Consider the following 11,275-nt stretch of genomic DNA (forward strand, 5'->3'; position numbering starts at 1 on the left):
TCGGCTGGAGTGCGTCGCGCGCCGCGACTGGGCGTCGGGGCGCGCGAACGGAGCGGTGGCGGAGGGCCGTTCCGCCGGCTCAGGCCACGTCGGGGTGGACGCGGAAGCGGTCCCAGACCCGGTGCAGGGGCAGCAGGGCCAGCACGTCGCGGAGCACCTCCTCGCCGTCCTGCCCGGTGACGACGCCCGGCGCCTGGGCCGGGATCCCCGCGGCCTGCAGCGCCTGCGCGGCCGCGCCCCAGCCGCCCACCGCCTTGGCGTGCCGGTACGCCTCGCCGACCAGGAGCAGCACGCGCGGGTCGACCGGGGTGCCGCCGTCGCCGGCCTTGGCGTCGCGGGCGCCGTACGCGTCGTCGCCCGGGGCCGGCGCCCCGGCCAGCAGCACGGCGTCGAACTCGACGGAGCGGGCCGTGGCGAAGGTGCGCTGGACGGCCAGCGTGCCGCCCAGTTTGCCGCCCTTGGGCGCGATGACGAGCGGCGTCATCCCGCCGTCGAGCACGGCCTGGCGGACGGCGCCCACGACGCCGAGGTCGCTGGCCTCGTCCGCGACGATGCCGATGATCCGGCCGTCCAGCGGCCACTGCCGGCCGACCTGCGACAGCGCCGGGCTCGGCGCCGGGTCGGCGAGCGGCACGGTGGGCTCGGGCACGGGCAGCCCGAGGCCGTCGGCGACCTGCCGGCACAGGACCGGGTCGATGTTGGCCAGCACCCGGAGCTGGCGTTCCTTGACCGCCTGCTCGTAACACTTGCCCAGCTCGAAGGTGTAGGCGCTGATGAGGTGCTCGCGCTCGACCGGGGACAGGCTCAGCCAGAACAGCCGCGGCTGGCTGTAGTGGTCGGAGAAGGTCGCGGGCGCCTCGCGCACCTTGCGTCCGGCGACCTCCAGCGGCACCTCGACGTAGGCGCCCTGCTCGGCCCCGGCCTGGAAGGGGCAGCCGCCGTCCAGGGAGTTCGGCCGGTACGGCGCCACCCCGCGGTGGACGGCCGTCTGGTGGAAGCCGTCGCGCAGCATGTCGTTGACCGGCGCGTGCGGCCGGTTGATGGGGATCTGCGCGAAGTTCGGGCCGCCCAGGCGGGTGATCTGCGTGTCGAGGTAGGAGAACAGCCGCGCCGCCAGCAGCGGGTCGTCGGTGATGTCGATGCCCGGCACGAGGTGCCCGACGTGGAAGGCGACCTGCTCGGTCTCGGCGAAGAAGTTCGACGGGTTGGCGTTGAGCGTCATCAGGCCGACCGGATGGACGGGGGCCAGCTCCTCGGGCACGATCTTCGTCGGGTCCAGCAGGTCGATGCCCTCGAACATCTGCTCGGGCGTGTCCGGGAAGACCTGGATGCCCAGCTCCCACTGCGGGTGCGCGCCGGCCTCGATGGCGTCGGCGAGGTCGCGCCGGTGGAAGTCGGGGTCGACGCCGCCGGCGATCTGGGCCTCCTCCCAGGTCAGCGAGTGCACGCCGAGCTTGGGCTTCCAGTGCCACTTGGCCAGCGTCGTCTCCCCCGCCGCGTTGACCAGGCGGAAGGTGTGCACGCCGAAGCCCTCCATCATGCGGAACGAGCGCGGGATGCCGCGGTCGGACATGTTCCACATCGTGTGGAAGGTGGCCTCGGTGTGCAGGGAGACGAAGTCCCAGAACGTGTCGTGCGCGCTCTGCGCCTGCGGGATCTCCCGGTCGGGATGCGGCTTGCCGGCGTGGATGACGTCGGGGAACTTGATGCCGTCCTGGATGAAGAAGACCGGGATGTTGTTGCCGACCAGGTCGAACACGCCCTCGGCGGTGTAGAACTTGGTGGCGAAGCCACGGGTGTCGCGGACGGTGTCGGCCGAGCCGCGCGAGCCGAGCACGGTGGAGAAGCGGACGAAGACGTCGGTCCTGACGCCCTCGGCGAGGAAGGCCGCCTTGGTGATGTTCGAGGCGGTGCCGTACGCCTGGAACACGCCGTGGGCGGCGGCGCCGCGGGCGTGCACCACCCGCTCGGGGATGCGCTCGTGGTCGAAGTGCATGACCTTCTCGCGCAGGTGGTGGTCCTGCAGCAGCACCGGGCCGCGCGGCCCGGCCTTCAGCGAGTGGTCGGTGTCGCGCAGCCGCACCCCCTGGGCGGTGGTCAGGTACTCGCCGGCCTGCGCCATCTGGTCCTGCGAGGCGCCGGTGGGCTGCCCGGTGGGCGACACGGTCTCGGGCCCGGTCTGGTCCGGCTTGGGCGGCAGCGGTTCCCGCGGCTCGGTCGGCTCCTCAAGCTTGGGCGGCAGACTGTTCGGCACGCCGGGGATCTCGGCCGGCTGCACGGCGTCATGGTCGGTGACGGCGCCGACGACCTTCTCCACGGCGGACTTGAGCGGGTGCGACTCGTTCATGCTTGGTTCCTTCAGGAAGGGCCACAACGGATTGACCAGGTGTGGCGCCTCCCTACCCATGCTCAGCCCTGTCACGCGAATAATCGCACTTCAGGGCGGTTTGCGACCGGGACGAGCATGATCGGACCGCTTCCGGAGCAGCGCAGAACAGCGATCCCGTTTTCACGGTCTTTGCCCTGCATTGGGGTGTTCTTGGTTTGGCGGGGGCCGTCCGGGTAGCCACAGGCGGCATCAATCCCACGAGGAGGGCACCCATGAGTGAATACCCGACGGGGACCGGACGGCCGGCGCCCGGCCACGAGGGAACGCTCCATCAAGGCAAGGCCGCCGCGCAGGAGGTCGCCGGGACCGCCAGGGACGCCACCGTCCGGGTGGCCGGCGAGGCCAGGACGCAGACCCGCCACGCCGTCGACGAGCTGCGCGACCGGGTGCGCGCCCAGTCCGACCAGCAGAGCCGGCGTGCCGCGCAGAGCCTGCGCGAGTGGTCGGAGGACCTGGCGGCCATGCACGAGCAGGCCAAGCCCGACTCGCCGGTCACCAACGTCGTACGCCAGGCGGCCGACCAGGGCCGGCGCGCGGCCGACTACCTCGACAGGAACGGCCTGACCGGGGTGGTCAGCGAGGTGCAGAGCTTCGCCCGCCGCCGCCCGGCCGCGTTCCTGGCCGGCGCCCTGGCCGCCGGTTTCCTGGTGGGCCGCATCATCAAGGCCTCCGGCGACAGCTCCGGGACGGCGTCCCAGCCCGCGACCCCGCCGCCGCCCGCCGACCCCACCCTGCCGAGCGCCGCCCAGCCCGGCACGGCGCCGCCGCAACCGCTCCACCGGCCGCTCGGCGACCCACTCGGGCAGGACGACACCCGCCCGGTGGAACCGCTCACCACGCCACCGGCCGCCCCCGCCGCCCCCGGGGCGCCCGCCTACGGCGCCGGGAGTGACCTGCCATGACCGCGCAACCCGAGGAACCGACGCTCGGCCAGCTGGTCGGCGAGATCGGCGAGGACATCTCCAAACTGTTCCGCCAGGAGGTGGAGCTGGCCAAGATCGAGCTCCGCCAGGAGGCCACCAAGGCGGGCAAGGCGGCCGGGATGCTCGGCGGCGCCGGCTTCGCCGGCTACATGATCGCACTGCTGGTGACCCTGGCCGTCATGTTCGGCCTGGGCGAGGTCATGGGCCTGGGCTGGGCCGCGCTCGTTCTCGCGGTCGTCTGGGCGGTCATCGGCGGCGTCCTGTACGTCAACGGCCGCAACCGGCTGCGCGAGATCAACCCCAGACCCGAGCAGACCATCGAAACGCTCAAGGAGGACGCGCAATGGGCACGCGACCTGAGGAAGTGAGACACGAGATCGCCGTCACGAGGGCCGAACTCGCGGCCGACGTGGACCGGCTGGCCGACCGGACGAGCCCGGCGCGGATCGCGCGCCGCCGTACCGAACGGGTGCGGGAGGCGGCACGATCGTTGCGGGAGCGGGTGATGGGAACCCCGTCCCATGGCGTGTCCCACACGGCGTCCCATGCCGCCGACCGGGCGCGGCAGGGCGTCGCCGCCACCGCCGGGTCGGTGAGCGAGGGGGCGCACCAGGCCGGCCAGGCGGTGCGGGAGGGCGCCCACCAGGCGGCCGGCACCGTGCGGCACGGCGCCCACGTGGCGGCCGAGACCGTCCGGGCCGCGCCGGAGCAGGCCAGGCGGGGCACCCAGGGCAACCCCCTGGCGGCCGGCCTGATCGCCTTCGGCGCCGGTCTGCTGGCCGCCACGCTCATCCCCGCCACCGAGGCGGAGGAGCAGGCCGTCGGCCAGCTCCGCGAGCAGGTCGGCGACGTGCTGGAACCGGTCGTGGAAGCCGGCCGCGAGTCGGCGCAGCAGCTCGGCCAGGACGCCAAGGAGCTGGCGGGGCAGGCCGTCCAGCAGGTCAAGGACAGCGCGTCGGAGGCGGCCGCCGCCACCGCCGACCAGGCCCGCGAGCAGGCCCGCCAGGTGGGCGGTCACCACTCCGGCTGACGCGCGCCCGCACGTGCCCAGGCCCTCACAGCCGCATCAGGCCGTGAGGGCCTGCGCCGTTCTCCGGCGGGTCACCCCGGGGCCGCGATGTCGCCGGTGTCCGGGGGCTCGAAGGACAGGGGCAGGCACAGGCCGATCTGCGCGTAGATCTCCAGCTGGTCGTAGTAGAGGCGCTGGCTGGCGACGAGCCCGTCGCGCAGGTCCCAGAACCAGCAGGCCCGCACGGTGATCTGGCGGCCGGTCGCGGCCAGCACCTCGCCGCCGACCGTCAGGTAGGGGCCGGCGTGCGTCCCGGTCGCCGTCAGCTCGGTGGCGATCGTGTCCCCCAGCGCGACGGTCTCCCACAACGTGAAGTGCAGGTCGGGAAAGCCATCCCAGATCTGGGTGAAATAGGAGGCGATCTCCTCGGGATCGCCCGCCTCCATCTCGGGGCTCACCACGACCGCGTCCGGCGCGTAACACCGCAACACCGCCTCGACGTCGTGCACGTTGGCCGCGCCGAGCAGCCGGTGCACGATGTCGCCGGTCGGCGGCGGCACCTCTTCCATGCCAGGGACCGTACCCGGAGCAGGGCAGCGCACGGCCAAACGGTCGTCAGCAGCGGCTCATGGATGGGTGGCCGTCACCGGGCCCGCGGGCGCGCGGAGGGTGCGCAGCTCGCCGAGGAGGTCGCGGATCAGCGCGGAGCCGGCCAGTTCGCGGGTGGTCACGTAGCCCACCCGGCGGCGGGGGGCGCCCTCGCCGAGTTCGGCCATGGCGACCCTGGCCGGGGCGTCCACCGTGGACAGGCGGGGCACGATCGCCGCGCCGAGCCCGTGCCCGACCATCGACATGACGACGCCGTCGTCCTCGACCGTGATGTCGCCGGGCGGGATCCACTCCTGCGCGGCAAGCCAGCGGCGGGTCTCGCCCGAGCAGTTCTCGTGCCAGTCGATCATGGGGAGCGACCGCGGGTCCGGATGCCCGAGCGGATGGGCCAGCACGTACGGCTCCTCGTACAGCTCTTTGCAGACCAGGCCGTCCACGTACATCGGCAGGGTGAGGACGCCCACGTCGGCCCGGCCGTCGGCCACCTCGCCGGCGATGCCCCTGCCCAGGTCCGGCACGATGCGCACGTCCACGGTGACCTTGGGGTGCCGTCGCCCGAACCGGACCAGCACGCGCGGCAGCAGGTGGAAGGCGGCGCTGCGGAAGGCGGCCAGCCGGATGGTCCCGGTGGCCTCGCCGCGGGCGGCGGTGCGCGTGTCGGCCCGCATGACGTCCATGAGCCGCAGGATGTGCCGGGCGTGCCCGACCGCGGCCTGGCCCGCGGCGGTGGCCCGCGCGCCGGCGCGGCCCCGCTGGAACAGCACGGCTCCCATCTTCCGCTCGGCGGCGCGCAGGGCGTGCGAGACGGCCGACTGGGTCAGCCCCAGCCGTACGCCGGCCGCCGTGACGCTGCCCTCGCCGTCGACGGCGACCAGGACGCGGAGCTCCGCGGGGGTGAGATCGTCCACGGCGGCGACAACGGATGAAGACCCTTCATGCATTCCGCATCGACCAGGGCCGGGCTACGCGATCAGCAGGCGGAGGCCAAGCTCCGCCTCGTCGAGATCGAGCAGGTCCCCGTTGCGTCCGGCCCACCGGCCCGAGGCGAGGTCGTCACGCAGGTCGCGCACCGCGCGCCGCTCGACGTCCGGCCCGAGCCTGGCCCAGACCGACATCCCGCGACGGACGTCCTCCTCCAGGTACGCCTCCGGCCGGCGCCAGAAGGCCTCGAAGAGGCCGTCGGCGCAGTCCCACGGGATGGGCACGGGTTCCAGCCGGGCCCCGATCGCCGCCGCCAGCTCGGTCACCGAGGGCCGGCCGGCCACCAGGCCGGCCACCTCGGGCAGGTAGTCGCGGGAGAGCCAGAACCGGTCGCGCCAGCCGGCGTCGCTGGTGTCGTGGGTGAACACCACCACGCGCCGGGCGACCCGCCGCATCTCGCGCAGGCCGGCGAGCACGTCCGGCCAGTGGTGGACGGAGGAGACGGCCATCGCGGCGTCGAAGGACCGGTCGTCGAACGGCAGGTGCTCGGCGGACCCCGCCAGGCACGGCGCCGCCCCCGCAGGGCGCTGCGAGCGCATGAGCGCCGACGGCTCCACCGCCAGGACGTAACGGTCGGGCGGCTCGTAGGACCCGGTGCCCGCGCCGACGTTCAGCACGGTCCCGGCGTCACCGAGCGCGGCCGAGATCCGCGCGGCGATGCGCGGGTCGGTGCGCCGCGTCGTGGTGTAGGCCGCTCCGATGGTGTCGTACAACGGCGCTCCGGACATTCGGCACCGCCTTCCCGGCCGTCACCCGTCCGAGGGGCGGCCGCTTGATCGTTGTCTTCGGATCGATCGGCAGGTGAAACCCCTTCACGGCCGCGGCTCGACCGGCCGTGCCCCTCACAACCGCCGGACGCGCAACACGGCGGTCAGCATCGGCAGGGTGAACTCGCCGTCGGCGGTCTCTGGCCGGCCGGCGAGGTGGGCGCGGATCCGGCCGAGCCGGGCCGCGCGTTCCCGTTCGGGCATGACCAGCATGCCCGCCCTGGTCGCGAGCGTCTGGGCGAGCGAGTCCGCGGTGCGGCGCTGGCCGTGCGGGAACTGCGCCTGCTCCGGCGTCCCGAACCGGGCGGGCGTGCCCGACCTGGGCAGGTGCATCCCGGCCGTCTCGGCGCGCCAGGCGGCGGGCGTGTCACGCGGGCCGACCGCCTCGCTGCCGCCGGCCCGCGCGAGCCCGGCCACCCAGTCGACGCCGTCGTCGAGCACGTTCCACAGGCCGGCCAGGACGCCGCCGGGCGCCAGGACCCTGGCGATCTCGGGCCCCGCGACGGCCATGTCGAACCAGTGCATGGCGTTGCCGGCCAGCACCGCGTCGACGGACGCGGCCGGCAGCGGGATCGCCTCGGCGCTGCCCGGCAGGGCGCGGACGTCCGGCAGCGCCCGGCGCAGCTCGGCCAGCATCGCCGGGTCGGGCTCGACCGCGACGACCTCGGCGCCCAGCTCCACCAGCGTCGCGGTCAGCTTGCCGGTGCCGGCGCCGAGGTCGAGCACCCGCCGCCCCGGCGCCGCCTCCAGCGCCCAGCGCGCCGCGGCGTGCGCGTAGTCCGGCCGGTGCTCGGCGTACGCGGCCGCCGCGGCTCCGAATGACGAGCCGTGACGCAGCCGTTCGTCCCGCTCCATGCGATCTTCCCTCCCACCCCGCCGCCCGGCGAAGCCCTGAGTCACCCGCATCCTAAGATCACCGATCCCGGGACGCGCGGCGGCGTCTAGGGCCGGGCGGGATCGGTGGTGCCGGTGTAGGCCGGGACGGGCAGCGGGCGGTCGAGGAGGAAGGCGCGGATCAGGCCGCGGTAGAGGTCGGGACGGCCGTTGGCGATCGAGTGCCCGGCGCCCGGGACGTACACCAGGGTCGAGTCCGGCAGGGTGCGCCGGTAGTCGTAGGTGACCTCCCACTTCAGGTAGTCGCACTGCCCGCGCATGACGAGCACCGGCACCCGTACCCCGCGCAACCTGGGCCGCGGGTCGGGGACGGCGGCGGCGTCCTCGGCGGTGACCTGGTTGCCGTAGAAGCCGGGCAGGTTCCCGTGCACGGGGGCGGGTTTCGCGTCCGCGCAGCCCGTGGCGTCCTTGGCCACCAGCAGCAGCGCGCGCATCCGGGCGTCGGCCTCGGCGTCGGGCACCAGCGCCCGCGCCGCGGCCGGGTTCACGCCCAGGAGCAGCGACTGGACCAGCATGCGCGGGGAGCTCGTCAGCGCGTCGGCGCGGGCCTGGAGGGGGGCGGGCAGGCCGTCCCACGGGCTGCCGACGCCGCCCGGGAAGGCGGGCTCCCAGATCGCGCCCGGCGAGGTGAGCACGGCCTTGGCCACCCGGTCGGGGTGGGCGGCGAGGTAGGCGGCCGACAGGGTGCCGCCCCACGACCTGCCGACCAGGACGATCTTCGGGGCGCCGATGGCCTGCCGGACGGCCTCCAGGTCGGCGACGTGGCGGGCGACCGTGTACCCGGCCGGGTCGGCCAGCCGGGTCGAGCGGCCGGCGCCGACCTGGTCGTAGGCGTAGACGTCGAACCCGGCGGCGGCCAGCTCCTCGCTGCCCTCCGGCAGCCCCTCCCCGGGCGTGCCCGGCCCGCCGTGCAGGAAGATCACGGGTGGGCGGCCGGCCGTGCCGGATCCGGCCAGCTTGACGTAGGCGAGCCGGGAGCCCGTCGGGAGCTGCCAGTACGCGACCCCGGCGGGCGTCGCGGCCGGCGGCGGGACCGGAAAGGGCCGGAAGGCCGCCAGTCCGGCGAGGGCGGTGACCGCCACGGTGTTCACCACCACGTAGGCGAGGACCAGCCGGGGCAGCCCCAGCAGCCGGAGCGCGGGACGTCCGAGCAACCAGGTGACGGCCGCGACGGCGAGCACCCCCGCCCCCGCGAACAGCGGCACGGCGGCCGTCACGGCCGCCACGAGCAGGAAGACCAGAGCCCCGGCGGCGACCGCGGCGATCTCGGCGCCCACCAGCAGGATCGCGCCTGACACACGTTTCATGTGCCACAACGTTAGGAAGGCGCGCGCCGCGTCTCCTCCTGCCGGCGATCGAACCGTGCCCCCGCCACGCGGCGGGGGTCAACCGGCCCCGGGACGGATCAGGCCGGACTCGTAGGCGTGGATGGTCGCGTGCAGCCGGTCGCGCACGCCCAGCTTGGCCAGGATCGCGGCCACGTGGTCCTTGACCGTGGCGGGGCTGAGCGCCAGAACGGCGGCGATCTCGGCGTTGGACAGCCCGCGCGCGACGTGCCCGAGCACCTCGCGCTCGCGGGCGGTGAGCCCGTCGGACCGCGCGGGCGGGCCGGGGTCGGCCGCCGCGGCGAAGCGTTCGAGCAGCCGCCGGGTGATCACCGGGTCGAGCAGCGCGTCGCCGCGCGCGATCACCCGCACCGCGTCCACGACCCGCGCGGGCTCGGCGTCCTTGAGCAGGAATCCGGACGCGCCCGCGCGCAGCGCGCCGAACACGTACTCCTCCAGGCCGAACGTGGTCAGCACGACGATCCGCGTACCCGGCGTGCCGGCGGTGATCCGGGCGGTGGCGGCGAGCCCGTCGAGGCCGGGCATCCTGACGTCCATGAGCGCCACGTCCGGGCGCAGCTCGGCGGCGAGCGCCACGGCGGACTCCCCGTCGGCGGCCTGCCCGACCACGTCGAGGTCGGGTTCGGCGGCCAGCACCGCGGCGATCCCGACCCGGACCACCGCCTGGTCGTCGACCACGATCACCCTGATCATCCGGGCAACCATACCCGCACGTCGTCCGGGCCGCCGGTGGCGAGCGTCCCGCCGTACCCGTCGGCCAGGGTGTGCAGCCGGCGGCGGGCGCGCCGGGCCGCCGTCCCCTCGACGAGCACGCCGTCGGGCAGGTAGGACACGGTGATCCGGTCCCCGGCCAGTTCCTCGACGGCCCTGAACACGCCCACCTCCAGCTCGGGGGCCAGACCGCCCGGGTCGCCGACGTGGCGCACGCCCGCCTGGCGCCGGGCGGCCAGCACCTCCAGCCCGGCGAGCGTCGGCGGCGGGCCGTCGGCCCCGGCGGGGCGGCGCAGCTCGTCCAGCAGCCGCCGGAGCGTGTCGATCCCGGCGCGGGCGGCGTCGCGCACCGCCGCCAGATCGCCCTTACCGGCCGCCGCGACGACCGCGTCCGCGTGCCGGGCAGCCGTGTGGCGCAGCCCCTCGACGATCCGCTCGCGCTCGCCGCGCGCCACGTCCGCCAGCCGGCCGGCCAGCAGGTCGCGTTCGGCCGCCGCGTCCGCCCGCCGGCGCGCCCGCGCCCGCGCGACCAGGACGCCCGCCGCCCACGCCGGAGCCGACAGGAGCGCCACGGCCGTCGCGAGCACCGCCCACGCGGCCGTCCGGTCGCCGGCGATGCCCGGTCCGAGGGCCAGCGCGAGGCCGCCCACCAGGCCGACAGCGAGGATCGCGAGCACACCCCGGCGCCTGGGGTGGTGGGCGCCGAAGGCGTAGAGCTGGGCCAGCTCCACCCACCACGCCCAGAGGAACAGGTCGCCCGCGGGGGTCGGGGTCAGGCCCGCCATCGCCACCGGATGGATCGAGAGCATCGCGGCGAGGCTCCACGCGGGCCGCCGCACCCGCCACCACAGGGGCAGGGCGTGCAGGACGAAGAGGGGGCCGAGCACGAGGAACTCCCGCGGCGCCGGAGTGCCTCCCGGCAGCAGGCTGGCGCCCATCGTCAACGCGATGGCGAGCCCGGCCAGCGCCGCGTCCCACGCCCGCCGCCCGCGCCACCACGCCCGCCGGAACGGGGGCGGCCCGGCGGGGGCGGGGAAGGCGGCCCGGACGGTCCAGCCGCCGGCGTCCGGGCCCGCCGTGAGCGTGCCGCCGCAGGCCGCCACGGTCGTGGCCAGCCCGGACAGGCCGTGGCCGGTGCCCAGGTCGTCGTGCTCCCGCGCGCCTCCGGTGTCGCGCACCTCGACGGTCAGCCGGCCGGGTCCGCCGAGGACGGCGACGTCCAGCCGGGCTCCGCCCGCGTACCGCGCGGCGTTGGTGAGGCCCTCCCGGACCACCCGGTAGGCGGCCGCCGCGACCTCGGGCGGGACGGTGGCGGCCGTCCTGCGGTAGCCGACCCGGCCGGGGTCCGCGCCGGGCACGGCCCAGCCGGCGACCAGGGCGTCGATCGCCGGCAGGTCGCGGACGGCGTCCCGCGCGCCCGCCAGTTCCGCGCGGGCCAGCCGGGCGGCGTCCCCGGCGTGGCGCAGGGCGGACTCCCGCATCGCCGGGTCGGCCACGTGCAGCGCGGACGCCGCGGCCACCGCGATGCCGGTGAGGCGGTGGGCGGCGGTGTCGTGCAGCTCGGCAGCCATCCTCAGGCGCACGGCGTCCGCCACGGCCCTGGCCGCGCACCAGGCGGCGCGCTCGCGGGCGGCCGCGGCCGTGGC

At 75.6% G+C, this 11,275-nt stretch carries 11 protein-coding genes; 3 read left to right on the top strand and 8 right to left on the bottom strand.

The features are described 5' to 3' along the window. Positions 1–79 precede the first annotated feature (79 nt). Complete coding sequence (locus ABZ444_RS50695; RefSeq protein WP_358012448.1) at positions 80–2,347, bottom strand: catalase; 2,268 nt, start codon at positions 2,345–2,347, stop codon at positions 80–82. Positions 2,348–2,601: 254 nt separating this feature from the next. On the opposite strand from ABZ444_RS50695, the gene ABZ444_RS50700 reads away from it, so the two are divergent. The 3 genes from ABZ444_RS50700 to ABZ444_RS50710 are packed head-to-tail and all read left to right on the top strand — an operon-like array spanning position 2,602 to position 4,342. Continuing rightward, entirely contained in the window at positions 2,602–3,291 is a 690-nt protein-coding gene (locus ABZ444_RS50700) for a hypothetical protein (protein ID WP_358012451.1), read from the top strand. Continuing rightward, positions 3,288–3,680, top strand: coding sequence for a phage holin family protein (locus tag ABZ444_RS50705; RefSeq protein WP_358012454.1), 393 nt, complete (start codon positions 3,288–3,290; stop codon positions 3,678–3,680). The genes ABZ444_RS50700 and ABZ444_RS50705 overlap by 4 nt, the downstream gene beginning before the upstream one ends. Further along, entirely contained in the window at positions 3,656–4,342 is a 687-nt protein-coding gene (locus tag ABZ444_RS50710; protein ID WP_358012457.1) for a DUF3618 domain-containing protein, read from the top strand. The genes ABZ444_RS50705 and ABZ444_RS50710 overlap by 25 nt, the downstream gene beginning before the upstream one ends. Before the next feature lie 71 nt (positions 4,343–4,413). Here the strand turns inward: ABZ444_RS50710 and ABZ444_RS50715 are convergent, their stop codons facing one another. From ABZ444_RS50715 to ABZ444_RS50745, 7 genes are all read right to left on the bottom strand, one after another. Continuing rightward, complete coding sequence (locus ABZ444_RS50715; RefSeq protein ID WP_358012460.1) at positions 4,414–4,890, bottom strand: nuclear transport factor 2 family protein; 477 nt, start codon at positions 4,888–4,890, stop codon at positions 4,414–4,416. Between the two features lie 57 nt (positions 4,891–4,947). Further along, on the bottom strand, positions 4,948–5,838 hold the full coding sequence (locus ABZ444_RS50720) for a LysR family transcriptional regulator (protein WP_358012463.1): 891 nt from the start codon (positions 5,836–5,838) through the stop codon (positions 4,948–4,950). Positions 5,839–5,892: 54 nt separating this feature from the next. Next, positions 5,893–6,624: a class I SAM-dependent methyltransferase gene (locus ABZ444_RS50725; protein ID WP_358012466.1), complete on the bottom strand. Its 732-nt coding sequence runs from the start codon at positions 6,622–6,624 to the stop codon at positions 5,893–5,895. A 129-nt stretch (positions 6,625–6,753) separates the two neighbouring features. Then, the gene (locus ABZ444_RS50730; RefSeq protein WP_358012469.1) at positions 6,754–7,533 is read right to left on the bottom strand and encodes a class I SAM-dependent methyltransferase; all 780 of its coding nucleotides are present in this window, start codon (positions 7,531–7,533) and stop codon (positions 6,754–6,756) included. A gap of 86 nt (positions 7,534–7,619) precedes the next feature. Beyond that, the gene (locus ABZ444_RS50735) at positions 7,620–8,879 is read right to left on the bottom strand and encodes an alpha/beta hydrolase (RefSeq protein WP_358012472.1); all 1,260 of its coding nucleotides are present in this window, start codon (positions 8,877–8,879) and stop codon (positions 7,620–7,622) included. A gap of 78 nt (positions 8,880–8,957) precedes the next feature. Then, positions 8,958–9,611 carry a response regulator transcription factor gene (locus tag ABZ444_RS50740; RefSeq protein ID WP_358012475.1) on the bottom strand — a complete coding sequence of 218 codons (654 nt, stop codon included), beginning with the start codon at positions 9,609–9,611 and terminating at the stop codon, positions 8,958–8,960. After that, positions 9,608–11,275, bottom strand: a 1,668-nt coding sequence (locus tag ABZ444_RS50745; RefSeq protein WP_358012478.1) for a histidine kinase, incomplete at its 5' end; no start/stop codon positions are given. The genes ABZ444_RS50745 and ABZ444_RS50740, both read right to left, overlap by 4 nt.

It is taken from the genome of Nonomuraea sp. NPDC005730, from assembly GCF_040630865.1.
Taxonomy (GTDB): Bacteria; Actinomycetota; Actinomycetes; order Streptosporangiales; family Streptosporangiaceae; genus Nonomuraea.

Excerpts from the sequence above, each read along its gene's own strand:
- ABZ444_RS50700 (WP_358012451.1), top strand. The coding sequence starts at position 2,602 with ATGAGTGAATACCCGACGGGGACCGGACGGCCGGCGCCCGGCCACGAG.
- ABZ444_RS50710 (WP_358012457.1), top strand. The coding sequence starts at position 3,656 with ATGGGCACGCGACCTGAGGAAGTGAGACACGAGATCGCCGTCACGAGG.
- ABZ444_RS50705 (WP_358012454.1), top strand. The coding sequence starts at position 3,288 with ATGACCGCGCAACCCGAGGAACCGACGCTCGGCCAGCTGGTCGGCGAG.
- ABZ444_RS50730 (WP_358012469.1), bottom strand. The coding sequence starts at position 7,533 with ATGGAGCGGGACGAACGGCTGCGTCACGGCTCGTCATTCGGAGCCGCG.
- ABZ444_RS50695 (WP_358012448.1), bottom strand. The coding sequence starts at position 2,347 with ATGAACGAGTCGCACCCGCTCAAGTCCGCCGTGGAGAAGGTCGTCGGC.
- ABZ444_RS50735 (WP_358012472.1), bottom strand. The coding sequence starts at position 8,879 with ATGAAACGTGTGTCAGGCGCGATCCTGCTGGTGGGCGCCGAGATCGCC.
- ABZ444_RS50715 (WP_358012460.1), bottom strand. The coding sequence starts at position 4,890 with ATGGAAGAGGTGCCGCCGCCGACCGGCGACATCGTGCACCGGCTGCTC.
- ABZ444_RS50740 (WP_358012475.1), bottom strand. The coding sequence starts at position 9,611 with ATGATCAGGGTGATCGTGGTCGACGACCAGGCGGTGGTCCGGGTCGGG.